Source organism: Streptococcus sp. HMSC064H09, assembly GCF_001812625.1.
Taxonomy (GTDB): domain Bacteria; phylum Bacillota; class Bacilli; order Lactobacillales; family Streptococcaceae; genus Streptococcus.
Map to the genome: position 1 here is coordinate 144,415 of NZ_KV809556.1, position 25,143 is coordinate 169,557.

25 protein-coding genes and 1 pseudogene are annotated in these 25,143 nt (G+C 40.7%); 20 read left to right on the forward strand and 6 right to left on the reverse strand.

Features of this window, described 5'->3' with window-relative positions; genetic code table 11:
• A pseudogene (locus HMPREF2867_RS11300) lies at positions 1-351 on the forward strand (hypothetical protein); the annotation flags it as partial.
• 16 nt (positions 352-367) lie between these two features.
• Here HMPREF2867_RS11300 and HMPREF2867_RS02065 read toward each other — a convergent pair.
• From HMPREF2867_RS02065 to pflB, 3 genes are all read right to left on the reverse strand, one after another.
• Complete coding sequence (locus HMPREF2867_RS02065; RefSeq protein WP_037602498.1) at positions 368-820, reverse strand: GNAT family N-acetyltransferase; 453 nt, start codon at positions 818-820, stop codon at positions 368-370.
• An 85-nt stretch (positions 821-905) separates the two neighbouring features.
• Entirely contained in the window at positions 906-1,688 is a 783-nt protein-coding gene (locus tag HMPREF2867_RS02070; RefSeq protein WP_070575423.1) for a carbonic anhydrase, read from the reverse strand.
• A gap of 262 nt (positions 1,689-1,950) precedes the next feature.
• Positions 1,951-4,263 (reverse strand): formate C-acetyltransferase, encoded by a 2,313-nt coding sequence (pflB, locus tag HMPREF2867_RS02075; RefSeq protein ID WP_002891716.1) that lies wholly within the window; start codon positions 4,261-4,263, stop codon positions 1,951-1,953.
• A 267-nt stretch (positions 4,264-4,530) separates the two neighbouring features.
• On the opposite strand from pflB, the gene dinB reads away from it, so the two are divergent.
• From dinB to HMPREF2867_RS02145, 14 genes are all read left to right on the forward strand, one after another.
• Complete coding sequence (gene dinB, locus HMPREF2867_RS02080; protein ID WP_014634976.1) at positions 4,531-5,640, forward strand: DNA polymerase IV; 1,110 nt, start codon at positions 4,531-4,533, stop codon at positions 5,638-5,640.
• Positions 5,641-5,740: 100 nt separating this feature from the next.
• A complete protein-coding gene (locus HMPREF2867_RS02085; protein ID WP_014634975.1) occupies positions 5,741-6,631 on the forward strand; it encodes a hypothetical protein in 891 nt (296 codons plus the stop codon).
• 214 nt (positions 6,632-6,845) lie between these two features.
• Positions 6,846-7,676 (forward strand): transporter substrate-binding domain-containing protein, encoded by an 831-nt coding sequence (locus tag HMPREF2867_RS02090; RefSeq protein ID WP_014634974.1) that lies wholly within the window; start codon positions 6,846-6,848, stop codon positions 7,674-7,676.
• 597 nt (positions 7,677-8,273) lie between these two features.
• A complete protein-coding gene (locus HMPREF2867_RS02095) occupies positions 8,274-9,020 on the forward strand; it encodes an amino acid ABC transporter permease (RefSeq protein WP_118189357.1) in 747 nt (248 codons plus the stop codon).
• Positions 9,020-9,763: an amino acid ABC transporter ATP-binding protein gene (locus HMPREF2867_RS02100; protein ID WP_022495903.1), complete on the forward strand. Its 744-nt coding sequence runs from the start codon at positions 9,020-9,022 to the stop codon at positions 9,761-9,763. The genes HMPREF2867_RS02095 and HMPREF2867_RS02100 overlap by 1 nt, the downstream gene beginning before the upstream one ends.
• Before the next feature lie 212 nt (positions 9,764-9,975).
• A complete protein-coding gene (locus tag HMPREF2867_RS02105) occupies positions 9,976-10,200 on the forward strand; it encodes a DUF4059 family protein (RefSeq protein ID WP_022495904.1) in 225 nt (74 codons plus the stop codon).
• Positions 10,201-10,232: 32 nt separating this feature from the next.
• Positions 10,233-11,186, forward strand: a complete 954-nt coding sequence (gene trxB, locus HMPREF2867_RS02110; RefSeq protein ID WP_255296714.1) for a thioredoxin-disulfide reductase — start codon at positions 10,233-10,235, stop codon at positions 11,184-11,186.
• 140 nt (positions 11,187-11,326) lie between these two features.
• A complete protein-coding gene (gene rsmD, locus HMPREF2867_RS02115; protein WP_230955163.1) occupies positions 11,327-11,875 on the forward strand; it encodes a 16S rRNA (guanine(966)-N(2))-methyltransferase RsmD in 549 nt (182 codons plus the stop codon).
• A 32-nt stretch (positions 11,876-11,907) separates the two neighbouring features.
• Positions 11,908-12,405 carry a pantetheine-phosphate adenylyltransferase gene (gene coaD, locus HMPREF2867_RS02120; RefSeq protein ID WP_038676687.1) on the forward strand — a complete coding sequence of 166 codons (498 nt, stop codon included), beginning with the start codon at positions 11,908-11,910 and terminating at the stop codon, positions 12,403-12,405.
• On the forward strand, positions 12,344-13,459 hold the full coding sequence (locus tag HMPREF2867_RS02125) for a SepM family pheromone-processing serine protease (RefSeq protein ID WP_282185844.1): 1,116 nt from the start codon (positions 12,344-12,346) through the stop codon (positions 13,457-13,459). Before coaD ends, HMPREF2867_RS02125 begins: the two co-directional genes overlap by 62 nt.
• 85 nt (positions 13,460-13,544) lie before the next feature.
• Positions 13,545-14,489, forward strand: coding sequence for a tRNA modification radical SAM protein MnmL/YtqA (locus HMPREF2867_RS02130; protein WP_004183328.1), 945 nt, complete (start codon positions 13,545-13,547; stop codon positions 14,487-14,489).
• Positions 14,486-15,034 carry a tRNA 5-(aminomethyl)-2-thiouridylate-methyltransferase MnmM gene (locus tag HMPREF2867_RS02135; protein WP_070575429.1) on the forward strand — a complete coding sequence of 183 codons (549 nt, stop codon included), beginning with the start codon at positions 14,486-14,488 and terminating at the stop codon, positions 15,032-15,034. The genes HMPREF2867_RS02130 and HMPREF2867_RS02135 overlap by 4 nt, the downstream gene beginning before the upstream one ends.
• Positions 15,031-15,273: a hypothetical protein gene (locus HMPREF2867_RS02140; protein ID WP_022495909.1), complete on the forward strand. Its 243-nt coding sequence runs from the start codon at positions 15,031-15,033 to the stop codon at positions 15,271-15,273. Before HMPREF2867_RS02135 ends, HMPREF2867_RS02140 begins: the two co-directional genes overlap by 4 nt.
• A gap of 20 nt (positions 15,274-15,293) precedes the next feature.
• Positions 15,294-17,360, forward strand: a complete 2,067-nt coding sequence (locus HMPREF2867_RS02145) for a cation:proton antiporter (protein WP_070575432.1) — start codon at positions 15,294-15,296, stop codon at positions 17,358-17,360.
• Between the two features lie 45 nt (positions 17,361-17,405).
• Here HMPREF2867_RS02145 and HMPREF2867_RS02150 read toward each other — a convergent pair whose 3' ends face one another.
• Complete coding sequence (locus HMPREF2867_RS02150) at positions 17,406-17,726, reverse strand: hypothetical protein (protein ID WP_070575435.1); 321 nt, start codon at positions 17,724-17,726, stop codon at positions 17,406-17,408.
• A gap of 256 nt (positions 17,727-17,982) precedes the next feature.
• On the opposite strand from HMPREF2867_RS02150, the gene HMPREF2867_RS02155 reads away from it, so the two are divergent.
• Entirely contained in the window at positions 17,983-19,143 is a 1,161-nt protein-coding gene (locus HMPREF2867_RS02155) for a hypothetical protein (protein WP_038676676.1), read from the forward strand.
• Positions 19,144-19,201: 58 nt separating this feature from the next.
• Here HMPREF2867_RS02155 and HMPREF2867_RS02160 read toward each other — a convergent pair whose 3' ends face one another.
• Positions 19,202-19,984, reverse strand: coding sequence for an ABC transporter ATP-binding protein (locus tag HMPREF2867_RS02160; protein ID WP_070575438.1), 783 nt, complete (start codon positions 19,982-19,984; stop codon positions 19,202-19,204).
• 110 nt (positions 19,985-20,094) lie between these two features.
• On the opposite strand from HMPREF2867_RS02160, the gene HMPREF2867_RS02165 reads away from it, so the two are divergent.
• From HMPREF2867_RS02165 to HMPREF2867_RS02180, 4 genes are all read left to right on the forward strand, one after another.
• Entirely contained in the window at positions 20,095-21,426 is a 1,332-nt protein-coding gene (locus HMPREF2867_RS02165; RefSeq protein ID WP_014632682.1) for a hemolysin family protein, read from the forward strand.
• Positions 21,427-21,779: 353 nt separating this feature from the next.
• Complete coding sequence (locus HMPREF2867_RS02170) at positions 21,780-22,508, forward strand: LPXTG cell wall anchor domain-containing protein (protein ID WP_022495913.1); 729 nt, start codon at positions 21,780-21,782, stop codon at positions 22,506-22,508.
• Positions 22,509-22,694: 186 nt separating this feature from the next.
• A complete protein-coding gene (gene pflA / locus HMPREF2867_RS02175) occupies positions 22,695-23,495 on the forward strand; it encodes a pyruvate formate-lyase-activating protein (RefSeq protein WP_002891689.1) in 801 nt (266 codons plus the stop codon).
• Positions 23,496-23,564: 69 nt separating this feature from the next.
• Positions 23,565-24,317: a hypothetical protein gene (locus HMPREF2867_RS02180; RefSeq protein ID WP_004183318.1), complete on the forward strand. Its 753-nt coding sequence runs from the start codon at positions 23,565-23,567 to the stop codon at positions 24,315-24,317.
• Between the two features lie 79 nt (positions 24,318-24,396).
• Here the strand turns inward: HMPREF2867_RS02180 and HMPREF2867_RS02185 are convergent, their stop codons facing one another.
• Positions 24,397-24,849, reverse strand: coding sequence for a universal stress protein (locus tag HMPREF2867_RS02185; protein ID WP_002884397.1), 453 nt, complete (start codon positions 24,847-24,849; stop codon positions 24,397-24,399).
• Positions 24,850-25,143 lie beyond the last annotated feature (294 nt).

The following is a 25,143-nucleotide window of genomic DNA, read 5'->3' on the forward strand; positions in this document are numbered from 1 at the left end:
TTTCCTGTCTTTGAAAAGTATGGTCAAGACTATAAGTTGCTCTACAAGAGGCGTTCCAAGAAGCTTCAAATAGAGTATTTGCTTATATGTTTAGGGTACTTTTGTGGACTCACTCATATTGTGATTGGTTACGCCTTTATACTCAGGAAAATTCTGGAGTCCTTAAAATTGACATTTACCGACTTTGCTAGATATCCTGCTTTTTTAGTTTATATGGTAACGATAATCGTTATCATTATGGGAAATCGTAGCTGGAAAAAAATCACAGAGAGATTAAAAGCTAGAAAAAATGTGACAGTTCTAGCTGTCGAGCATGGTTATCCTATATTTGCGACAAAAGAAGAAGCTTAAGCAGTAGGTCAACTGCTTAAGCTTTTTTGCTTATTAAGGATTTTTCAACAGTAATGTGTTGGATACCAGCTTCTTCAAAGATGTTACCGACTTCTTGATAGCCATTATTGAGGTAGAACTTAAGTGCACCGAGTTGAGCATGGAGAGAAATAGTCTGGAAGCCTTGTTCTTGTGCAAAATCTTCAACTTCTTTTAGGAGAATGCTCCCCAGACCTTGACCTTGGTAGTCAACAAGCACCGCCATACGTTGAAGGGTAACCTGAGTCAAGTCTTTATTCGGTAGTAGGCGTACGGTTGCTGCAGCCTTGCCTTTGTCATCATATAGAACAAAGTGGATGCAGTAGGCTTCATTCGCACCAATCTCGATGGAGCGAGGAACGCCTTGACCCTTTACAAAAACAGTGTTTCGGATGGCTACGGCATCGAGGTAAGTTTCTGAGAGTGTGTCTCTTGTATGTTTGATAATCATAGGGCAAGTGTAACAAAGTCTATAGTTAGTTGTCAATGAAAAAAAGCTCGATGCGAGGAGGTATCATCAAGCTTTTGATCTTGTTTTATTCTTTAATTTTTCGACCGTTTGTATCTTGGATAGGGCGGTTATTTTCAAATCCAAGGGTTTGGGTGAATTTTTCCACTTGTTCTTTGCTAACGGTTTCTTGATTCTTGAAGACAATCCAGTTAACACCCTCAGTACATGGAGGTGTTGTCAAGGAACCTTCGAAGTTGTAGTAGTCCTTGTCTTCAGGATAGAAATCGTCTAGTGATATAGCCTGAGGAAGCTCGGTTTCTGTATTGGCCGCCTGAGGCATTTTATCCCAGATTTGTTTTAAGGCTTGATTTTCATCGCCATAATTATAGAGAACTGAGATAACTGTGATTTTTCCATTATCTGTCTTATAGACGAAGTGCCCCTCTAGAGGATAAGTCTGACCATCAATTTCATTCTCACTAGGTGCGTGAAAATGAAACTGCTGTAATTTATAGACATCATCACCAATCGTTAGGGTATTCTTTGGATTTTTAAAGCTGACTTCAATCGTATGCCCGTTATTTTCAACTTGAGCTTCTGATTCTTGATTATTAAGGTTTAGTTCTGGAAGATCAACGTCCTCAGCTCCGGTGATATTGATCGGAGATTGTTCTTTACCATTTTTGCTGAGTTCATAATCTTTAGAAAGGTCATCCCAATGGTCTGGACCAGTAGCACCAGTATAACCCCATTGAACGTCCTTGGACTTTGAGGATTCGTTTTTTGTATCAGACTGGTAGGCTACGAGTAGGACAGTGCTTGCTACGAGAGAGACTAATCCAATTATCTTAAAACTTTTCTTATTCATTTGTCCTCCTTATACTCTTTAATCTTATAACAATGATAGTCTACGTGTTATTAGAAACCATCCGTTTAACAGTCATTGAGTATCGTTTCTCTAAGGTGCTTCTGAGAAGGAAGCGTTTGGAGATACCAAACGGAAACGCTCTAATTTTATAGCTAATCTGATGAAAAGTCAAATGTAAATGATAGCAGATTTAGAAAAATATAATGAAAACTAGTTTTTGGCAAAAATAAAAGAACCCGCTATTGCGAGCTCTTTAGTTATTTTATCCCAAAGCGTCGTCCATTGAAAGAACTTCGTGGAAGACACGTTGTGTCAATTCAGTTTTTTGTTCTGGAGTGAGGTATTTAGTGTTTACACAGTATCCAGAGATACGTACGATAACATCTTCACCGCTCATAATCTTTTCGTAAACGTCTGACAAGTCCATAACGTTCAAGTTAACGTGTTGTCCACCGTTTTCGAAGTATCCGTCAAGGATAGTTACGAGGTTGTCAACTTGTTCGTCGTGAGTCTTACCAAGGGCACGAGGCGATACTTGAGTAGTAAGTGAGATACCGTCAGCTGCATAACCGAAGTCAAGGCTTGCAAGTGAGTTCAAGTTTTGCAACCATCCACCTTTAGCTTTGTTAGATGGGTTAGCACCTGGTGAGAAGAATTCCAATTTAGACAAGTTCACTGAACCATCTTCGTTGAGGTATACCCCTTTGTGAACTGGAGAGTTACCAGTTTGTTTAGAGTAAGCAACGTTAGAAGTGATTGTAAGAAGTGAAACTGTAGCTTCTGCATCTTTGTAGAGTTTGTGGCTACGAAGACGAGTAGTGTAAGCTTCAATCAACCATTCTGCCAATTCGTTTGAACGTGGGTCATCTTCACCCCAACGTGGGTATTCACCGATTGTTTCGTAGTCGTAGATGTAGCCATCTTCGTCACGGATTGGTTTAACTGTAGCGTATTTGATTGCTGACAATGTATCAACAGTATTTGCGAAACCACAGATACCGAATCCCATGTTAGCACGTTGTTTAGTTGGCAAGAAGGCCATTTGAACAGCTTCATAGTTGTACTTATCAGTCATGTAGTGGATGATGTTAAGGGCATCTACGTAAGTGTCAGTCAACCAGTCAAGAGATTTTTCGAAGTTAGCTTTAACAGTGTCAAAGTCAAGAACTTCATCACGGATTGGATCGATATCAAATACTTTGTAGTCTTTATGAACATCGTCGTAACCACCGTTCAAACCAGTAAGAAGGGCTTTAAGTACGTTAACACGAGCACCGAAGTATTGGATGTTGTGACGTTGTTCTTCGTTTTCTGGGTCAAGTGGTGATACACAACATGAGATACAGCTCATTTCACCGTATCCGTCTTTAGCCATAGTAGTTACACCTTCGTATTGGATAGAAGAGTGTTTGTGGCTCATGTGCATACAGTAGCGACGGAATGAGTAAGGCAATTTGTCAGTCCAAAGAACTGTCAAGTTTGGTTCTGGAGAGTTACCGATGTTATCAAGAGTGTTCAAGAAACGGTAGTCCATCTTAGTAACACGGTGACGTCCGTCAGCACCCATACCAGCCATAGAAGTTGTGATGAATGTTGGGTCACCTGAGTACAATTGGTCGTAAGCTTTTGTACGAGCAAACTTAACTGTACGAAGTTTCATAACGAAATCATCAACGAATTCTTGGATTTCTGATTCAGTGTAAGTACCACGAGCAAGGTCACGTTCTGCGTATACGTCAAGGACGATTGGCACACGACCAAGTGAAGTAGCGGCACCGTTGATTACACGACATACTGCCATGAAAGCAATGTTTGTCCATTGGATAGCTTCTTTAGTATCGAAGGCTGGACGACGAACATCTACACCATAAAGGTCACCAAGGCGAACAACGTCTTGAAGTGCTTGGTATTGAAGGTTAACTTCTTCACGAAGACGGATAGTTTCTTCGTCGATTTCTTTGATAGCATTCCAGTCGTTAACTTTTTCTTGCATCAAGTAGTCAGCACCGTAGAGGGCAAGACGAGCGTAAACCCCGATGATACGTCCACGTGAGTAAGCATCTGGAAGACCAGTAACTGTGTGAGCGTGACGTGCACGACGGATGTTTGAAGTGTAAGCACGGAAGATACCATCGTTAACTGTAGTCACGTATTTTGTGAAAATTTCGTGTACAGCTGGGTCTGGTTCATAACCGTGTTCTTTCAAAGCAGTTTCCGCCATACGGATACCACCTTTAGGCATGAAGTTCAATTTAAAGAGCTCATCATTTTGGATACCATAGATAAGTTCATCTTCTTTTGAAATGTATCCTGCGTCAATGTCAGCGATTGAAGTTGGACGAGTATCCATTGGGAAGCGTCCTTCAGCTTCATAGCCTGCTTTAGTTTCATCTACGATTTTTTTAATTTTTAGAGAGCGTTCAGTTGGTCCTGCAAGGAAGCTTTCGTCACCATCATAAGGTGTGTAGTTTGCTTGAACGAAACGTGAAACGCTAGCTTTTTCTTTCCAGTCAGTTCCTTTAAAGCCTTCCCACGCTTTTTCAAAAACATCTGTGTTGGTTTTAACCGTTGCCATAGTTTGAATCTCCTATAATTCTAGTAACAAAATTATCTGTTACATTCTCTAGAAGTATTCTATCACACAGTAACCGCTTACACAACTTTAAAACTGTGTTTTTAGAGACATTCTTTTATAATACAGTTTTGAAAACGACAAATCTGTATTATAAATTTCTGTTTTTTGGTAGATTTTGGTATCATAAGGGGAGAATGCTTTGTAGTCCCAAAGTTTTATGTGAAAAGCTTTACAATGAGATAAATCTGAGAAAGGAGGCAGGGAGCCATGTTAGAGTTTCCTCTAATAAATGATACCAGTCGGAAAATCATCCATATTGACATGGACGCCTTTTTTGCTCAGGTCGAGATGAGGGATGACCCCAGTCTTAAGGACAAACCGGTTATTATCGGTCACGACCCTAGAAAAACAGGGGGACGTGGTGTGGTATCAACCTGTAATTACGAGGCTAGAAAATATGGTGTCCATTCAGCCATGTCTTCTAAGGAAGCCTATGAACGTTGTCCTAATGCTGTCTTTATCTCAGGAAATTATAGTCATTACCGAGAGGTAGGGATGCAGATTCGTGAGATTTTTAAACGCTATACCGACTTGGTAGAGCCTATGTCTATCGACGAAGCCTATCTTGATGTGACGATAAATAAACTTGGTATCAAATCGGCGGTTAAGGTAGCTAAACTTATCCAGTATGATATCTGGCAGGAACTTCATCTGACTTGTTCAGCAGGCGTTTCCTACAATAAATTTATCGCCAAACTAGCTTCTGATTTTCAAAAGCCTGCTGGTTTGACGGTGGTGCTTCCAGAGGAGGCTCAGGAATTTTTGGAAAAGCTCCCTATTGAAAAGTTTCATGGGGTAGGTAAAAAGTCAGTTGAACGTCTTCATGATATGGAAATATACACCGGTGCCGATCTTCTGAAGATTCCTGAGATGACGCTGATTGATCGTTTTGGACGTTTTGGATTTGATCTCTTTCGAAAGGCCAGAGGGATTTCCAATAGTCCTGTCAGGCCCAATCGCGTCCGTAAATCTATCGGAAGTGAGCGAACCTACGGCAAGCTTCTTTATAATGAAGATGACATCAAGGCTGAGTTGACTAAGAATGCTAGGCGGGTAGCTGAAAGTGCTCAGAAAAATAAAAAAGTTGGTCGAATTATTGTCATCAAGGTCCGTTATTCGGATTTCTCGACCTTAACCAAGCGTATGACCTTGGACAAATCGACTCAGGATTTCGACACCATCGAAAGAATTGCCCATACCATTTTTGATCAATTGGAGGAAAATAGCAGCGGTGTTCGCCTGCTCGGTGTGACGCTGACGGGTCTGGAAGATCAAGAAGGCAGGCAATTGGACCTAGATGATTTAGAGTCATTATAATAGTAGAGTTTTGATTTTTTCTTTTGGAAAGTGACCTTGAAGAATCATCAGACCTATGCTATCTTAAATAGTAACTAAAAGAAATGAGGGAATAATCTTAATGAAAAAAGTTCTTACCTATTTAGGACTGATTCTGGCAGCTTGCTTGCTTCTCGTAGCTTGTGCTTCCAATAAGCCAGCTGAGAAGAAAAAAGCGACACCAACTCCGACAGAACGTGCCAAGGCTGATGCGACAGTCTTAATTGATACTATGCTTGGAAAATCTAGTAACGGTTTTTCAAAACTATACGGTGAAAATTACGAAACCTGGACTGAAACGAAAGTCTTTGAAAAACAAGTTGCAGATACTATCGAAGAAAAGGGCTATACACCGGAAGAAAAGTATACATTTAAATACATTGAAGGCTATGATGCCAAGACTCCAACCCAAGTGCTTTCTAAGTTCCTTAAGGTCCGTCGTAATATGATTGGTAAGATTCAGGACTATAAGCTGAAGGATGTCAAAGTTAAAGGAAATGAAGCGACAGTTACCTTTACTTCACGCTCTGTTAGTGCCTATGGTGCTGCAGCTGCTGTTCGTACTCTCCTTATGAGTCTCTATGACAACGACATTGACAAGTTGAAACAATGGAATCAAGCTGATAACAACGATGTGGAAAAAGGTAAAGCCAAAGATCTCACAACGAAATTCCTTTATGGTGAAAACTTTAACGGAGATTTGACACAATTTAAGGATATTGATAAAGAAATGGCCTATACACCTTTGACAGGTGCTGATAATCTAGAAAAGACCTTCAAGCTTACCAAAGATGATGGAGGCAACTGGACGATTTCTATAGAAGATTATAAAGAGCTTGCCGAAGCTTTGGTCGATCATGATGAATCAGGAAGCAGAGCTGTTTACGCTGAACGCATCCATAAGAATTTATCAGATTATCAACCTGAAGACAGTAGCGATTCAAGCAGTAAGTCATCAAGTAAGGAAAAATAGAGTTTTATTGCATTTGATGTTAAACATGTACAGAAAGCTTTTTTGGGCGAGAAGAGTTGTCACACCAGTGGCAGCTCTTTTCTTATTGTTCGTTGTATCGATTCCCCTATAACCTTTATCTATCACCTCTTAGGATTTTATTATTAGACGAGTTTGTAGGAAGATGATAAACTGTTATCACTAACTATTAATGAAAGTATCGAGGATTATAGATATGAAAAAATGGCTTACAGGTTTAGGGATTCTTGGCTTGTCGGTTTTGACTTTGGCTGCTTGTGGGAACAAGAGTGACAGTAAGGCATCTGGTGAAAAGCAGACGATTACTGTTGCGACAGACTCTGATACGGCGCCTTTCACTTTCAAAAAAGGCGACGACTTCAAGGGTTATGATATTGATTTGGTCAAGGCTATTTTCAAGGATTCGGACAAGTATGAGGTCAAGTTTGTGACGACACCTTTTGATTCCATCTTGACAGGGGTGGATTCTGGACGTTATCAGATTGCGGCTAACGACTTCAACTACAATGAAGAACGTGCTCAGAAATATGGTTTCTCAGATCCGATTTCACGTTCTAACTATGCCATCACTAGTGCTGAGGGTACCAAGTTTACCAGCCTAGATGATTTGTCTGGTAAGACGACAGAGGTGCTTCCTGGCTCTAATTATGCTCAGTTGCTTGAAAATTGGAACCATGCCAATGCGGACAAGACACCAATTACTATCAACTATGCTTCTAGCTCAACGGGTCTTTCAACACGTATTCAACACATTCAAGAAGGAAAAATTGATTTTATCCTTTACGATGCCATTTCGTCTGAGTACATTGTCAAAGATCAAGGCTATAAGCTAGCTGTAAACAAGATTAAAGACGATATTGGTATGAAGACTGATGGTCTTGAATATCTTCTATTCTCAAATGATAAGCAAGGTAAGGAACTCAAGGCCTTTGTTAATAAGCGTATCAAAGAGCTTAAGAAGGATGGAACCCTTGCCAAACTCAGCAAGGAATACTTCGGTGGCGATTACGTCAGTGATTTGAAATAAGACTGTTAAAAGTTGAGACTGCTGTCTCAGCTTTGAATTGAACACAAAGCTTTCTTTTGAGGCTTTCCTGAGGTGATGACGGACGTCAGCGACCTTCGTCGAAGCTCCATGACTAAGTTTTGAGCCTAAGGTCTCAAAACTTCCGAACACCTGAAACTTTAAAGTTTCAGGTGTTTTTCTCACGTCGGAAAGCCTCGGTTTATGCTCACTTTGTTCGTGAAATAAGGAATTAGTTCAAATCTTCTTAGTCTTAATAAGGTATTGCTATCAGTGATACGATTTTCTTATCACTATGATAAGAAAAGACTATTTCACAGACTTTCTGAGTCGTGCTAAAATGAATACTATAGAATTTATGATAAGATAATTGGACGGTTAGCACTAGGCTAACCTACTTTTTTAGAAAGAAAGGGCGACATTGTGAAAAAGAGTATAGAAGCATTTAATCGGTCACCTTGGTATCTCCAAGTTATCATGGGTTTGGTTGGTTTGGCAGTAGCAGTTACTTTAGCCATTCCCTTGTCTTGGCTAGTAGAAATTCTTTGGGGTTATATTTTGCAACTGGTTACGATTGTCTTCAAGTGGATTTCATCTTGGATGCCAGCTGGTAAACTCTTCTCATGGAAGGCAGTCTTCGATGCTGTTCCTAAGATTGTGGAACGCTTGCCTTTAACTTTGGGCTTGACCATTGCAGGTGCTTTCTTCGGTTTGATTTTGGCCCTTGTCTTTGCGGTCGTTAAGATCAATCGAGTACGTATCCTTTATCCGATTCAAGCAGTTTTTGTAAGCTTCTTACGTGGGACACCAATCCTTGTACAACTCATGTTGACTTACTATGGTATTCCACTCTTCCTTCGTTACTTGAATGGTGAGTTTGGTTTAGATTGGAACATTAATGAGATTCCACCAGCTATCTTTGCCATTACAGCCTTTGCCTTTAACGAAGCAGCCTACATGAGTGAAACCATTCGTGCAGCAATTCAAGCTGTTGATGCGGGGGAAATCGAAGCAGCCCGTTCTCTTGGGATGACATCGGCACAGGTTTACCGTCGTGTTATTATTCCAAATGCCGCTGTTATTGCGACACCAAGTTTGATTAACAGTTTGATTGGTTTGACTAAGGGAACATCACTTGCCTTTAGTGCGGGTATCGTTGAAATGTATGCACAGGCTCAAATCTTGGGTGGTGCTGACTACCGTTACTTTGAACGTTATATCTCAGTAGCCCTTGTATACTGGGTAATCTCAATCTTGATTGAGTATATTGGTCGTTCGGTTGAAAATCATATGGCTATTAAGGCGCCTGAAGCGACTGACATTTCTGGAATTGGAGGGGACCGCTAATGATTAGCATCAAAAATTTGACCAAGGAATTTTCAGGCCAAAAGGTTCTTGATGGCATTAACTTCGATATTAAAAAAGGTGAAGTTGTAGCGCTTGTCGGTGCCTCTGGTGCAGGTAAGTCAACTATCCTTCGTAGCTTGAACTATTTGGAACAACCTGATTCTGGCACTATTACCATTGATGATTTTAAAGTAGACTTCAAGACTATCACTAAAGAACAAATTCTTACGCTTCGCCGTAAGTTGGCCATGGTTTTCCAACAGTTCAACCTCTTTGAACGTCGTACAGCCTTGGATAATGTTAAGGAAGGTCTTAAGATTGTTAAGAAACTTTCTGACGAAGAAGCTACTAAGATTGCCAAAGAAGAGCTTGCTAAGGTTGGACTTTCAAATCGCGAAAATCACTACCCACGTCACTTGTCAGGTGGTCAAAAGCAACGTGTGGCCTTGGCCCGTGCCCTTGCTATGAAGCCAGATGTGCTCTTGCTTGACGAACCAACATCTGCCCTTGACCCTGAGTTGGTTGGTGAGGTTGAAAAATCAATCGCTGATGCAGCTAAGTCAGGTCAAACCATGATTTTGGTCAGTCACGACATGAACTTTGTTTATCAAGTGGCTGACAAGGTACTCTTCCTTGAAAAAGGGCATATCCTTGAACAAGGAACACCTGATGAAATCTTTAACCATCCGAAAGAAGAACGAACAAAAGAATTTTTCGCTTCTTATTCAAAACAATATCTTTAAGATGGGATTTTTGTTACAATAGAAAAGGTAATGGGATGGGGCTACATTTTAGTCCATAGTTAAACTCCCACTAGGATGATTAGGAGCTTTTGAAAACCTCAAAGGTGACTAAGTGTCAAGTCAGATACTGCATCGCGCAGTTATTACTAGTCGAATTCAGAGGTTGGAGAATGTTATCTCAGCCTTTTCTATTTCTCACTTTAGGATGTTTTATGTTATTAAATATTTTTAAATTTTACCTCTTAGGCCTTGTGATTGCTTTCTTTATGTGCTTGGTGATTGGTGCCATTTGGCTTGGATGGCGTGCCTTACGTCGTGCAGACAAAACTGTTAAGGAGCGTCAAGGTGCCCTCTATGATGCTATTATGATGTCGATGGTTTCGATTCCCGTTTTGGCATTTGCTTTTATGGCGATTCTTATCGTGCTGAATGCATAATTCTAGCTTTGTTGGCACATTAGGTGTAAGATATCTCTACAAGAAAATCATATAAGGAGTTACTCATGTACGATACAATTGTTATTGGAGCTGGTCCTGCGGGGATGACTGCAGCACTCTATGCAGCACGTGCCAACCTTAAAGTGGCAACTTTGGAGCAAGGTGCTCCTGGTGGACAGATGAATAACACGTCTGATATTGAAAATTACCCTGGTTTTGAAAGTATTTCTGGTCCAGAATTGTCAATGAAGATGTTCGAACCCTTGGAAAAATTGGGCGTTGAAAATCTTTATGGTATCGTGTCTGGTATCGAAGACAAGGGTGACTATAAAGTTGTCAAAACTGGTGATGAAGAGTACCAAACCAAGACAGTTATCATTGCGACTGGTGCCAAACATCGCCACATTGGTGTTGCTGGCGAAGAAGAGTACAACAGCCGTGGGGTATCTTACTGTGCGGTCTGTGATGGTGCCTTCTTCCGTAATCAAGACCTCTTGGTCGTTGGTGGTGGAGACTCTGCCGTTGAAGAAGGAATTTATTTGACACGCTTTGCCAATAGCGTGACCATTGTTCACCGTCGTGATGAATTGCGTGCTCAAAAGGTTCTTCAAGACCGTGCCTTCGCCAATGAGAAAGTCAAGTTTATCTGGGACTCAGTCGTTGAAGAAATCAAGGGTGATGACATCAAGGTTCGCAGTGTTGATATCAAGAATGTTAAAACTGGTGAGGTGACTAACCACGAATTTGGCGGTGTCTTTGTTTATGTTGGACTTGATCCTGTTTCAGATTACTTGACTGGTCTCGATATCACTGACCAGGACGGTTGGGTGATTACAGATGATAAGATGGCGACACGTATTCCTGGTATCTTTGCTATTGGGGATGTCCGTCAGAAAGATCTTCGCCAAATCACCACAGCCGTAGGTGATGGTGCCACAGCTGGTATTGAAGCTTATAACTACGTGACTGCACTTGGTGATAAGTAAAATGAATAGAAACTCGAGGAAATCTCGAGTTTTTTGTGTTCTTTTGAAGGTCTTAAGCTTGTCTAGTCCCCTTTGGACCAACATCTATGTGTGTTTTTTGGTATAATAGAAAAGTCTTACTAAAAATCAGTAAAAACGAGGTGACCGACTTGCGTGTTGTAGCAGGTGAATTTGGCGGGCGTCCGCTTAAAACGTTAGAAGGCAAAACGACTCGTCCAACAACGGACAAGGTCAAGGGTGCCATTTTCAATATGATTGGTCCTTTCTTTGATGGAGGGCGTGTTTTGGATCTTTTCTCTGGGAGCGGTAGTCTGGCTATTGAGGCTATCAGTCGTGGCATGTCGTCTGCTGTCCTCGTGGAAAAAGACCGTCGGGCACAGGCTGTTATCCAGGAAAATATCAAGATGACCAAGAGTGAGAAGCAGTTCCAGCTTTTGAAGATGGATGCGGCGCGTGCGCTGACACAATTGACAGGTCAGTTTGACTTGGTGCTTCTAGATCCGCCTTATGCCAAAGAGCAGATTGTGGCCAATATTACTCAGTTAGAAGAGCAAGGGCTCTTGGCTGAGGAAGTTATGTTGGTTTGTGAGACGGATAAGGCTGTGGACCTGCCTGAAGAAATTTCAAACTTTGGGATTTGGAAACAGAAAACCTATGGTATCAGTAAGGTGACCGTATACGTGCGTTAGCCTTTGATAGGGAAGTTGTAGAAAGGAATGCTATGACAAAGATTGCTATGTTTACGGGGTCTTTTGATCCGATTACCAATGGGCATGTGGATATTATTGCCAGAGCCAGCAAGCTCTTTGATGAGCTTTATATCGGTCTCTTTTATAATAAAAATAAGCAGGGCTTCTGGGATGTGGAGACTCGAAAGCGTATCTTGGAAGAGGTCGTGGCAGATCTTCCCAATGTCAAGGTTATAACGGCTCACGATAGTCTGGCTGTAGATATCGCCAGAAATCTTGGGGTGACTTATTTGGTCCGAGGCCTTCGTAATACGACAGATTTTGACTATGAGGCCAATATGGACTATTTCAATAAGGGGCTGGCACCTGAAATTGAAACGGTTTATTTGATTGCTAGTCATGAGGTGACACCAGTGTCCTCGAGTCGTGTGCGTGAGTTGATTTATTTTGAGGGGGATATTAGTTCCTATGTTCCTCAAGCAGTTGTTAAGGAAGTGGAGGCCAAGCGTGGCAAAAGAGAACGCATCTAAATCGATATTAGGGAAACTTTGGCGCATCAAGTGGTGGTTATTAAGTATTTTTACGATACTTTTCCTCCTGTTTGCCCTCTTTTTCCCGCTTAATAATTATTATGTTGAGCTTCCGGGTGGTGCTTTTGATACTAAAGAAGTCTTGACTGTAGATAAGAAAGCTGATGATTCAAAGGGATCCTATAATTTTGTGGCGGTGGCTCAAACCAAGGCGACTTTGGCCCTCATGCTCTATGCTCAGCTTAATGACTTTGCAAAGCTTCAAACAGCTGAGGAGGCAACTGGAAATTACTCTGATGAAGATTTCATGCGAATCAATCAATTTTATATGGAGACTTCGCAAAATCAAGCGATTTATCAGGGTTTGACTCTGGCTGGTAAGGAGGCTAGCTTGGAGTATATGGGTGTCTATGTGCTTCAAGTGGCTGATGATTCTAGCTTTAAGGGTGTCCTCAATATTGCGGATACAGTGACTGCTGTCAATGGCAAGAGCTTTGATAATTCTACTGACTTGATCAAATACGTTCAAGGACTTAAGCTTGGTTCAAAGGTCAAGGTCACTTATACAACAGATGACAAAGAAAAGACTGCCACTGGTAAAATCATTAAGATTGCCAATGGTAAAAATGGTATCGGTATTGGTTTGACGGATCATACCGAGGTCAAGAGCCCTGAGGATGTGAAGTTTAAACTTGATGGTGTCGGAGGGCCCAGTGCGGGTCTTATGTTTACTCTGGCAATTTACGATCAGGTGTCTGGTCAAGACCTCAAGGCTGGCCGAAAGATTGCTGGAACAGGGACTATTGAAAAGGATGGCTCTGTTGGTGATATCGGTGGTGCCTACCTTAAGGTGAAATCAGCGGCTGATAGTGGTGCAGATATTTTCTTTGTGCCAAATAATCCAGTGACTAAGGAAATGAAAAAGGCTGATCCGGATGCCAAAACCAACTATCAAGAGGCCAAGGAAGCTGCTAAGAAATTGGGAACAAAGATGAAAATTGTTCCTGTTAAAACAGCTCAAGAAGCTATTGATTATTTGGAAAAAACTAAATAAGAAGAGAGAGTAGGACAGGCGGAAATCCATGATTTTTGTCTGAGTCTTACTCTCTTTTTTAGGTCAAAGTGTTATAATAGTCTTTATGAAAAAACGTTATAGAACAGTCAATGATTACTATCGTGAAATTTTTGGCGAAAAGATTTTCAAACTACCAATAGATGCGGGTTTTGATTGTCCCAACCGTGATGGCACAGTGGCTCATGGTGGCTGTACCTTTTGTACGGTATCGGGGTCTGGGGACGCCATTGTAGCTCCTGAGGCACCGATTCGTGAGCAGTTTTACCATGAGATTGACTTCATGCACCGCAAGTGGCCAGAAGTTCAGAAATATCTGGTTTATTTTCAAAACTTTACCAATACCCACGCGCCGCTTGAAGTTATCAAGGAACGCTACGAACAGGCTATCAATGAGCCTGGTGTTGTTGGTATCAATATCGGTACCCGCCCAGACTGTTTGCCAGATGATGTGATTGATTATCTGGCAGAACTCACAGAACGTATGCATGTGACCGTTGAACTTGGCTTGCAGACGACTTATGAAGAAACGTCAGAACTCATTAACCGAGCACACAGCTATGATCTTTATGTGGAGACGGTTAAGCGTGTGCGTGAGCGTGCGCCAAAGGCTGAGATTGTGTCGCATCTGATTAATGGGCTGCCAGGGGAAACCCACGAGATGATGGTGGAGAATGTTCGCCGTTGTGTGACGGACAATGACATTCAGGGGATTAAACTCCACCTCCTCCACCTGATGACCAATACGCGTATGCAAAGGGACTACCACGAGGGTCGTCTTAAATTGCTGAGTCAGGAAGAGTATGTGTCCATCATCTGTGACCAGTTGGAAATCATCCCTGAGGATATCGTCATTCATCGTATCACTGGTGATGCGCCACGAGATATGCTGATTGGTCCTATGTGGAGTCTCAACAAGTGGGAAGTCCTCAATGCCATTGACAAAGAGATGGAACGTCGCGACTCATGGCAAGGGTGCAAAGTAGCTAACGAGAAGGAGGAAAAAGCATGATTAAACGTCCGATTCATCTGTCTCATGACTTTTTAGCAGAAGTGCTGGACGATGAGAGTGTCGCTGTTGATGCAACCATGGGAAATGGGAACGATACAGCCTTTCTGGCTGGTCTTGCTAAAAAGGTTTATGCCTTTGACGTGCAGGAGCAGGCACTTGAAAAGACTCGTCAACGCTTGTTAGACTTGGAAATTGAAAATGCAGAACTTATTTTAGATGGTCATGAAAATCTGGATTGTTATGTCGCGGAACCTATTCGAGCAGCTATTTTCAATCTAGGCTATCTGCCATCTGCAGATAAGAGTGTTATTACTAAGCCCCACACGACTCTTGAGGCCATTGAGAAGATTCTTGACCGCTTAGAGGTTGGTGGTCGCTTGGCTATTATGATTTACTATGGTCATGACGGTGGTGATATGGAGAAGGATGCTGTACTTGAGTACGTTATCGGTTTGGATCAACGTGATTTTACAGCTATGCTTTACCAACCCCTTAATCAAATTAACACCCCACCATTTTTGGTGATGTTGGAGAAACTACAATGATTACAGATATTAAAGAAAAACTTGCCAATATGCAGGCCAAATATATAGATAAACAGGGCGATGAGGACACTTTGAAGAAGGTCGATAATCGTAAAACAGCTAAAATTAAGAAGAAACTAGCTAGTCTTGAGGTCGAACGTTGCCATAAACTTTTGGCCAAGGAAGACGTGACTGCTATTGATAAAAAGATTAGTAAGCAAAAAGAATTATTCTCAAATTGTTGCCATAAGGAAGGGTAGGAGGAAGGGTAGGAGGAGCTATGCATTTATCATTAGCTTTGCTTGTTCTTCTTTTTAGCTTGATATTATCGAATGTTATCAATCGTGTTTTCCCTCGTCTGCCCTTACCCTTGATTCAAATTATTTTTGGAGTGGGTATCGGTTTACTTTTTAAAGGGAAAGCTTTTGAGCTTGAAACAGAACTTTTTCTAGCGTTTATTATTGCTCCCTTGCTGTTTCGTGAAGGTGGAGAGAGTGATATTACTAGTATTTTACGCAACTGGAAGTTGATTCTATTTTTGATATTTCCAGTGATCTTTGTCTCGACGCTAGGAATCGGTTATTTTGCTAAGGCCGTCTTGCCTGCTGCTGTGCCTTTGTCTGCCTGCCTAGCCATTGGGGCGGCTCTTGGGCCAACGGATTTAGTAGCCTATTCGGCTATTTCCAAACGCTTCAGTTTTCCAAAGTGGATTAGCTACATTTTGCAGGGGGAAGGTCTTCTAAACGATGCCTCTGGCTTGGTTGCCTTTCAGGTGGCAGTGACTGCTTTGACGACAGGTGCCTTCTCCCTACTTGGTGCGAGCTGGAATTTGCTTATTTCTGTGCTTGGTGGTTTTTTAGTTGGCTTGATTACAGCCTTATTTAATCGCCTCTTTTTGACCATTTTGGACAATATGGATGCTGCAGATGTTACAGGTGCCCTCTTACTAGAGTTAGTATTACCGATTTCTTCTTACTTTGTCGCTGAGGAAATTCATGCTTCTGGAATTATTGCTGTGGTAGTAGCAGGGATCTCGCTTGCCAGTCGTTTCAAAAAAATCACCGTTTTTGATGCCAAGCTGGATAATGTTTCCCATACGATTTGGGGAACCATTACCTTTATGCTTAATGGCATGGTCTTTTTCCTCTTGGGTACGGAACTGCCGAGCTTGGCAGCTCCAGTGCTACGTAGTAGTACCTACGATAATCTCTGGATGCTTCTTGCTATCGTCCTCTTAACAGCGACTATGTTTGGCATTCGCTTTGTTATGATTAGTGCAGTTTTTGCCCAAAGATCTTGGCGGACCAAACGACCATTGAAGAAAATCTGGAAGAGTGCTACTCTTTTAACCTTTTCTGGTGTCAAAGGAACAGTTTCGATTGCAACCATTCTTTTGCTTCCGGTTGCCAATATGACTGCTCTGGAACATAGTCTCTTGCTCTTTACAGTAGCGGGTGTAACCTTATTGAGTTTCTTAACTGGTATCTTAGTCCTACCTAAGTTAGCCACTGGACCAGCTCACACGACCAACCATTATATGCAGATTGCCATTCTCAATGATGTTGTTGGAGAGCTAGAGAAGGACCTCAAGCAGTCTAAACATCAAGGGGCTATCTATGCGACTATTGACAATTATAACCAACGCTTGGAAAATCTAATCTTGGAGCAGGAATCCAATAATGTCAAAGAAGAGTTGGCTAATATCCGTGTCATGATTATGGAAATCGAGAGTGAAGGTCTAGAATATGCCTACAAGAAGGGCAAGATTTCTGAACTCGAATATAACCTTTATCAACGTTATATCAAGGGGTTGGAGCGTCGTATCAACCGTGGCTTTGTTTCTAGTCTTTCTTATGCCTTCGTTGTCTTTGTGCGTGGTCTTCGTCGACTCTTACACTTGGTTTTAACCTTTAGGTTTAGCCTTGATCATGATGAAATTCTGCGTGTTACTCGTTTGACAGAGGAGAATCGTGACCATATAGCTGAGGTATATTTGACAAATACGGAGCAAATTTTGGAAGCCTTAAGTAACTTGGAAGGTGTCTACCACTCAGACCTCTTGTCTTATATGAAACGTAGTCGTCTTCAGGAAGCTGAAATTATCCAATCAGGAGCCTTTGTAGAGCGGGTTATCACCCACCTCAATCCAGACAATATCGATGAAATGTTGCGTGGTTATTATTTGGAACGCAAGGTTATTAACGAGTATGAGCAGGCCGAACTGATCTCTAGCCGTTATGCCAAGCAGCTTCGTAAGGAAGTCAATACTTTGGAGGATTACTCTCTTAAAGAAACTAGCAATACTTTAACCTATGATATGATTAATCTTGCTCGAGGTCGAGCTTAAGCAAAGAATTTATAACACAAAAAAGCCAAATTTCCTTGGCTTTTTTTAATGTCTCTTTTTTTCCGTCTCATGGTTTGGAAAAAGAAAGCCTAGTCCTAGGCATGTTAGGATTCCTGCTACAATCAGAATACCATTTGAGATAGGGAGTATGTCATAGATTGCATTAGCAATCATTAAACCAATCAAAGTACTCATGAGGCTAGATTTATAGTCTTTTTTGATAAGATTTTCTATTGCAAAGAAGGCAAATAGAACAACAGGAAATAGTGGCCAAAGGGACACCTCTATTTGGGGGAAGCCGAGAATACTGTAAGTGATAACTGTTATTGCTGTAGCGATTAATCCAAAACCTATTACTTTAGTCATGTTTCTACCTCGTTTTCTTTGTTTGAAAGTTTTTTTGCTTTAACACCTACTAAGTTATCAAAAGGCTACCTCGCAGACAATATCATATGTCTATGTGGTTCATTCTAGAGTCTATTCGGTCAAAAAAGAGCGTCTTATGATCAAGTAAAGAAAAGTGAAAATATTTTACCATATAAATAAAACGCTTACACAAAAAAGAGTATAATGGTGTTGAAAGATGTTTTCTCTAAGATTAAATGAAAGGCGGGGTGGTTGTATGTCTAGAAAAATTCATTTTTATATACTTATCTTTTTTGAAGTATTATTGGCTCTTTCTATGCTTAGGTCTTATGGTTTGCATTTTGAGTATGAAACGCTCAATTCTGTATCCTTACTAAGTTCTCAACTTCCACAGCAAGCTATTTTAATATGGTTTGTTTTTAGGTTTATGAAGGACAAGCGGAAAGTTGAGGGCATCTTAGCTGTGTTTGCCTTCCATATTTGTCAGCTAGTTACCTATTTTATAGTACCGGCTTCCATTTTTAAACCCTGGTTGGTTTCACCAGTTTTAACTGTTATTTGCCTAATTTGGCTCGTCATTATGATGAAGAAGACAGAACTTCCGATGCTCTTAGCCTCCTTTAAAAGCCCGTCAGCTTGGCAGTCCTCTGTTCCTCTTCTTGGCTTAGGAATGATTGCTGTAATGTGGGCTACACACTACGTAAAGATTACTACAAAAGATATTAGTGGTATTTTTTACATACTGTATCCTGTTCTAGAGTGTGCAAGTATATTTTTGTTCCTTACATTAATGACTGAAATAAATCGAAAGAAATTAAGAATCTCTTCAATCCTTATCGTAGTCATTAGTTTACTTGAATTGGTTTATGGTTTCTTGGTTGACCATATCATTACTGATGTCTCTCTTTTTCTCCTAGTAGTTTCATCTTATCTTGTCTATCGCACAAACGGCAACACTTCCACACTCGTTGAAAAATGGCAGCAGAAGTATGGGTTTGAGGTTAGGAAAGATAATCTGTTGGTGGAGAAAAAGACTAAACCAGTCATTGAAAAGCGTAAGATTTATGATTATGCGGAGAGCCAGAGACAACTCAATCCTCTAAGTCTTCATTCCCCTTGGCTTTGGACTGCTTTTATTTTAGCGCTTAGGAATCTAGTTATTAATTTAACTTCTGTCTTTTACTATCCTACAAACGACCCTAATCCCTTAGCAGGTCTTGATTGGTTTATACAACTCATTCTTATGACTCCATTAATCATAATTCCTACTATGATGCTTCCAAGAGCTATAAGCACGGCTAACAAAAACCGTCTATATGTAGTTGCTGGGCTATTCATTGTTTCATATGGTTCTATAGAACAACTTATCGTTCCAGCCTTAATTTTGTATGGTGTATCGAAAATAAAAGAGGAGTAGTGATAAAAGAACAAGTCCCCCAGATAATGTCTGGGGGACTTGTGTCTTTGAGCGATTTTTATAGAAGAGGGTTAATGTAAAAACGATGGTCATCAATTGGAATAATTTGAACAGGATTTTGGTAGAAGTCAGCTAAAACTTCCGGTGTGATGATATCATTTTTTGGTCCCTGTGCCACGATTTTTCCTTGACGGAGTAGGAGGATGTGGTCCATCTTTTCAGTGATTTCTTCAGCATGGTGGGTGACGTAAAGGACCAGTGGTGCGTGAGGAAGTGAGGTGATACGGTCAATCTGACGTAAGAGCTTTTCGCGGGCAAAGAGATCCAAGCCAACAGTTGCTTCGTCAAGGATAATGATATCGGGATCTTCCATCAGACTACGAGCAATTAAACAGATTTGCTTTTCTCCCTGAGAGAGACCACGGTATTTACGACCAATCAAATCTCCAGCACCAAGTGAAGTTAGCATATCCTTGGCTTCTTGTAGCTCTTTGTCTCCATAAGCTTTATAGAGGATTGAGCTTTTGTACTTACCTGTAAGAACGATTTTTTCAGCGGTCATGTGTTGAGGCAAACGCTCAGTGATAAAGGAGCTGACAATGCCAATGTGTTGACGAAGACCTGTGATATCCCCATTACCAAAAGTGTAGCCTAGAATCTCAGCCTGACCCTCAGAAGGGAAAAATTCAGCCGTCAATAAACGTAGGAGGGTTGATTTGCCAGCACCGTTAAGTCCTAGGATAGCCCAGGTTTGTCCTTTTTCAACTGTCCAGTTAAGGTCAGACAAGAGTGTTTTTCCTTGACGGGCTAAACTGACATTTTCTAATCGTATAAGTGACATAAGTCTCTCCTTTGATGATAAATTACTCTAATTATAGCATAAAATAGACATCTTTATTGGGAAATTATGGTATAATAAAAGTCAGAATTTTTTTTAGAGGAGAAGAAAAAATGGAAGACTCTAGTGGTCAGTCCTTATTATTTCAATCTATTTTACTACTAATTTTAACCTTGCTTACAGCCTTTTTCTCAGCATCTGAGATGGCTCTCGTATCACTTAACCGCTCACGTGTAGAGCAAAAGGCAGAAGAAGGCGATAAGAAATTTATTCGCCTACTCAAGGTTCTTGAAAATCCAAACAACTTCCTATCAACTATCCAGGTTGGTATTACCTTTATTAGCCTCTTACAGGGGGCCAGTCTCTCTGCGTCACTAGGTGCAGTGATAGCGACTTGGTTTGGTCATGCGGCTTGGGCTAAGACAGCGGGTAGCATGATTTCTTTGGTTGTCTTGACCTATATCTCTATCGTTTTTGGGGAACTTTATCCAAAACGTATCGCTATGAATCTCAAGGAAAATCTAGCCATCTACTCGGCACCTGTCATTATTGTTACAGGTAAGATTGTCAGTCCCTTTGTTTGGATTCTTTCGGCCTCAACCAATCTTTTGTCTCGTTTGACACCTATGACCTTTGATGATGCAGATGAGCAGATGACACGTGATGAGATTGAGTACATGTTGACCAAGAGTGAGGATACACTTGAGGCTGAAGAAATTGAAATGCTCCAAGGGGTATTCTCTCTTGATGAATTGATGGCGCGTGAGGTTATGGTCCCTCGTACAGATGCCTTCATGATTGATATTGAAGACAATACTCAAGAAAATATCCAAGCTATTCTCAAGGAAAGTTTCTCTCGTATTCCTGTTTACGAAGATGACAAGGATAAGATCATCGGTGTCATTCATACCAAAAACCTTCTTAAAGCAGGTTTCGAACTTGGTTTCGAAAATATCAAACTTCGTCGAATCATGAATGAACCACTCTTTGTTCCTGAGACTATCTTCGTAGATGATCTCTTGGCAGCCTTTCGTAACACCAATAATCAGATGGCTATCTTGCTTGATGAATACGGTGGCGTTGCTGGTCTTGTTACCTTCGAGGACCTTTTGGAAGAAATCGTTGGTGAGATTGACGACGAAACAGATAAATCTAGTGTGGAAGTTCGTGAAATTGGTGAGAATACCTATATTGTCGAGGGAGCTATGACTCTTAACGACTTCAATGAACATTTTGATACAGAACTTGAGAGTGATGATGTTGATACTATTGCAGGTTATTATTTGACAGGTGTGGGAGCCATTCCAACTCAAGAAGTCAAGGAACACTATTCAGTTATCAACAAGGACAAACACCTCGAATTTATCAATGATAAGGTTAAGGATGGTCGTGTAACCAAACTTAAGGTAATCATCACGGCAGCTCCAGAAGAGGCAGAAGAATAGTTTTCTACATGTTTTTATTAGAAAATATTGGAACTTAAAAGCGACTATTTACTAATTAGGCACTTTCTCTCATTATGAGTGAAAGTGCTTTTTCTTATCTATCTTGGAATATCAGCTTATCAAAATAATAAGATTAGAAAATGCCTATAAAGTACGTCATAAAGCCTCTTTCACCTATCAAAACTGCCAGACTTTGTCAGAAAAAGAACTATAATTTTGGAGATGTTCTAACATATTTTAGTGTATTGATAGATTTAGAATAAAAATAAATAAGATTTTAATTAAAACAGTCTTTTATTACTTTTTTATGGTAGAATATAAATTAACTGATAAATGAAAAAAGGAGAATCTTAATGGCTTCTAAAAAATCTATATATAGTGGCTTGCTTTTACTCACCCTTACCCTAGGAGCTTTTGTACCAGTAACTTCTTTTGCGGACGATGGTATTGCGACAAATGATGCTGTTCTTACACAACCAACGACAGATCATGCAGCAACTGGTCCTTCAACAGCCCCAAGTGATGGTGACTTGGCTCGTAGCAATGATTCAAACACAGGTGCGGCAACGCCAACAACACCAACACCTACAGTTCCTGAAGTACCAGCTGAGCCAACAACACCAGCAACTCCAGAAACACCTGCGACACCGGCTCCAACAGCTGATTCATCAACAAAACCAGCTGATAAACCAACTGAGAAACCAGAAGACCCAGCTTCAGCAACTGATAAAGGGACAAGCGAAGCACCTCAAAACCCTGAAACTCCAGCAGTGAATGTTAATGGACAACCTGTTGTTACTGTAACACCAACAGCTCCAGTTATCACTGCAGCTGGCCAAACAATTGTGTCTACACAAAATAGCCAAATTGTCATCGCTAACACTGATGGTACAACAAGTGTTGTCGCTCCTGAAACGGTAGGATTCAAAGTGAATGCTGACGGTACATTGACTGGTAAAGATGCTAAAGGTAAGGAAGTTACACTTCCTAAGACTGGTGAAGCATCAACAGTAATCTTGACATTGGCAGGAACATTCTTCCTTGCTGCTGCAGCCTTTTTGGGGCTTAAGAAACGTGCCTAATAATATAGATGATAAAAGACTGGATTTTTCCAGTTTTTTTGTTTTTCTTCTGGTATAGTATAGATATCCCTTGATTTCAGATGTATTATAGTATAACCTTTGCTTGAATTCAGGCAGATATGGAGCATGTTTCCGATAAAAGAGGTATAATAAAAACATGTAAAAAGCGTTTACAAGGAGGCTGCCATGGCAGAAATTGATTACAGTCAGGTGACTGGACTTGTTCATTCAACCGAAAGTTTTGGATCCGTAGATGGTCCGGGTATCCGTTTTATTGTTTTCATGCAAGGCTGTAAGATGCGTTGCCAATATTGTCATAATCCAGATACTTGGGCTATGGAGTCAAATAAGGCTGTTGAACGTACGGTTGAAGATGTCTTAGATGAGGCTCTTCGTTTCCGTCATTTCTGGGGTGAGCATGGAGGTATCACTGTATCAGGTGGTGAGGCCATGCTTCAGATTGATTTTGTCACTGCCCTCTTTACAGAGGCTAAGAAGCTAGGAATTCACTGTACGCTTGATACTTGTGGGTTTGCTTACCGCAATACTCCTGAGTATCATGAAGTTGTTGACAAACTTTTGGCTGTAACTGACTTGGTCCTACTTGACATCAAAGAGATTGATCCTGAACAACACAAGTTTGTGACCCGTCAACCTAATAAGAATATCTTGGAATTTGCTCAATATCTGTCTGATAAACAAGTTCCAGTCTGGATTCGCCATGTCTTGGTACCTGGTTTGACAGACTTTGACGAACACTTGATTAAGCTCGGCGAGTTTGTAAAGACCTTGAAAAATGTTGATAAATTTGAAATCCTTCCCTACCATACAATGGGTGAGTTCAAATGGCGTGAGCTCGGTATTCCATATCCTTTGGAAGGGGTCAAACCACCAACAGCAGATCGGGTCAAAAATGCCAAAGCTCTCATGCACACTGAAACGTATCAAGAGTATAAAAATCGTATCGGTGTTAAAACCTTGGATTGAAAAAGAAGCTCTTGACAAGGGCTTTTTAACTTTGTTATTATTTAAGGAGCAATAAAGAGCAGGTAAATTATGTTTCGTATTTTAAAATTTGATGATGACTTTGTTTATCTCAGTCATCCTGACGGGCGACTTAAGAAAATAGATCGCACGCTTTTTGATTTTGATATAAAATTAGGAGACCGTATTGATGTCTACCAAGATGGGGACTTGACCGTTGTTACTCCGGCAGAAGTTCAAACGGACTTGAGCTTAGAGGGAGACAAATCTGTTAAATCACACCTCTTGCAAGGAATTTTAGATCTTTTCCTTGAGACTCTTAATATTCACAACAATCATTTGGGTGACTTGAAGAAGATTTTCACGCAATTATTGATTACACTCTTTATGGCTTGGAGCCTGCTAGGTGTTATTCTGGTTGAGATTCTTCTTTTCGCAGAATCGATTATTGTTTTCCTATGGAGACTCTTAGTTCGTCTTATTAAGTGGATGCATATTAAAGACAACACTAAGGTCTTGATTGATGAGACGCAAAAACGTCATGCTAAGCGTGAGCGTCAAAAAGCTCAAAGACTTGAGCAGGAAAGACGTCGCCAGGAAGAGCTAGAAGAACGTGAATACCTTCGTGAAACAGAACGTCAAAAGGAACTCATGATTGTTGAAGCTAGCCTTAGTCAGGAAGCAGAGCGTGAGAGCCTTTCAACTAGCCTTGCTTTGGAGCAAGCAGGTGCCTCAAGCCAATCTGCTAGTGAAGACTTGGTCGAAGAAAGCCAGTCAACTTCAGAGTCAGAAGTGATGTCTGAATCAGCAAAGTCTGAAAAATAGAACAAAAAAAAGAACTGAGAGTTAAAATCTCGGTTCTTTTTCATATGAGAAAAGCACCAGAGGTGCTTGTGAGAGGTGACTAAAGTGTTTTTTCAGAGTCACGAACAATGAGCAAGTCAACTTTTGCGTGACGGAGAATGTATTCAGAAGATGAACCAATAAGCAAGCGTTCAAAAGTATTGAGACCAGTGGCACCAACCATAATAAGGTCAACATTTTCCTTATCAGGGATATCAACAGCCAAGAGGCTCTTAGGATTACCGAACTCAATAACTTTGCGAATCTTGGTTAAACCAGCTTCTCTGGCTTGGCGTTCAAAGTCAGCCAAAACAGCTTTAGCTTCGTCTTCTAGTTTTTCATAGATATAAGAGTCGAAAGTCGCAACGCTTTGAAGGGCGCGTGTATCGATAACGTGTACCAATAGTAACTGAGCATTATTACGTTTTGCAACGTGCACACCTTTAATAAAGGCCAGTTCTGATTCGTAAGAACCGTCGACAGCTACCATAATACGTTCATATTGTTGAGACATAAGCTCTACCTCCTATCTTTAGCTTTATTATACTCCTTTAATCTAAAAAATGAAAGCGTTGTTATGGATTTTCTGAAATCTTTTTTTGACTGCTTACTTTAGGATGTCCGTAGTAATGTGAAGATTTCAGTATTATCTAAAAATTGAAGATTGCATGAAAAAGAGGTATAATACAATCTGTTATTAGCTTCGTAAGAAACATGATAATTAAACAATTGGAAGACAAGTCTTCAGAAATGATACCAAATGGCTGAGCCTAAATAAAGTTGGTGTCAATAAAAGTGGAAATCCCCA

Coding starts and splice junctions, on each gene's coding strand:
- HMPREF2867_RS02170 (WP_022495913.1), top strand. CDS start 21,780: ATGGCTTCTAAAAAATCTATATATAGTGGCTTGCTTTTACTCACCCTT.
- HMPREF2867_RS02095 (WP_118189357.1), top strand. CDS start 8,274: ATGCCAGCTGGTAAACTCTTCTCATGGAAGGCAGTCTTCGATGCTGTT.
- HMPREF2867_RS02180 (WP_004183318.1), top strand. CDS start 23,565: ATGTTTCGTATTTTAAAATTTGATGATGACTTTGTTTATCTCAGTCAT.
- HMPREF2867_RS02105 (WP_022495904.1), top strand. CDS start 9,976: ATGTTATTAAATATTTTTAAATTTTACCTCTTAGGCCTTGTGATTGCT.
- pflB (WP_002891716.1), bottom strand. CDS start 4,263: ATGGCAACGGTTAAAACCAACACAGATGTTTTTGAAAAAGCGTGGGAA.
- HMPREF2867_RS02140 (WP_022495909.1), top strand. CDS start 15,031: ATGATTACAGATATTAAAGAAAAACTTGCCAATATGCAGGCCAAATAT.
- HMPREF2867_RS02065 (WP_037602498.1), bottom strand. CDS start 820: ATGATTATCAAACATACAAGAGACACACTCTCAGAAACTTACCTCGAT.
- HMPREF2867_RS02145 (WP_070575432.1), top strand. CDS start 15,294: ATGCATTTATCATTAGCTTTGCTTGTTCTTCTTTTTAGCTTGATATTA.
- pflA (WP_002891689.1), top strand. CDS start 22,695: ATGGCAGAAATTGATTACAGTCAGGTGACTGGACTTGTTCATTCAACC.
- HMPREF2867_RS02130 (WP_004183328.1), top strand. CDS start 13,545: ATGAAAAAACGTTATAGAACAGTCAATGATTACTATCGTGAAATTTTT.
- HMPREF2867_RS02085 (WP_014634975.1), top strand. CDS start 5,741: ATGAAAAAAGTTCTTACCTATTTAGGACTGATTCTGGCAGCTTGCTTG.
- HMPREF2867_RS02155 (WP_038676676.1), top strand. CDS start 17,983: ATGTCTAGAAAAATTCATTTTTATATACTTATCTTTTTTGAAGTATTA.
- HMPREF2867_RS02090 (WP_014634974.1), top strand. CDS start 6,846: ATGAAAAAATGGCTTACAGGTTTAGGGATTCTTGGCTTGTCGGTTTTG.
- dinB (WP_014634976.1), top strand. CDS start 4,531: ATGTTAGAGTTTCCTCTAATAAATGATACCAGTCGGAAAATCATCCAT.
- coaD (WP_038676687.1), top strand. CDS start 11,908: ATGACAAAGATTGCTATGTTTACGGGGTCTTTTGATCCGATTACCAAT.
- HMPREF2867_RS02135 (WP_070575429.1), top strand. CDS start 14,486: ATGATTAAACGTCCGATTCATCTGTCTCATGACTTTTTAGCAGAAGTG.
- HMPREF2867_RS02125 (WP_282185844.1), top strand. CDS start 12,344: ATGTTCCTCAAGCAGTTGTTAAGGAAGTGGAGGCCAAGCGTGGCAAAA.
- HMPREF2867_RS02070 (WP_070575423.1), bottom strand. CDS start 1,688: ATGAATAAGAAAAGTTTTAAGATAATTGGATTAGTCTCTCTCGTAGCA.
- HMPREF2867_RS02100 (WP_022495903.1), top strand. CDS start 9,020: ATGATTAGCATCAAAAATTTGACCAAGGAATTTTCAGGCCAAAAGGTT.
- HMPREF2867_RS02185 (WP_002884397.1), bottom strand. CDS start 24,849: ATGTCTCAACAATATGAACGTATTATGGTAGCTGTCGACGGTTCTTAC.
- HMPREF2867_RS02165 (WP_014632682.1), top strand. CDS start 20,095: ATGGAAGACTCTAGTGGTCAGTCCTTATTATTTCAATCTATTTTACTA.
- HMPREF2867_RS02160 (WP_070575438.1), bottom strand. CDS start 19,984: ATGTCACTTATACGATTAGAAAATGTCAGTTTAGCCCGTCAAGGAAAA.
- HMPREF2867_RS02150 (WP_070575435.1), bottom strand. CDS start 17,726: ATGACTAAAGTAATAGGTTTTGGATTAATCGCTACAGCAATAACAGTT.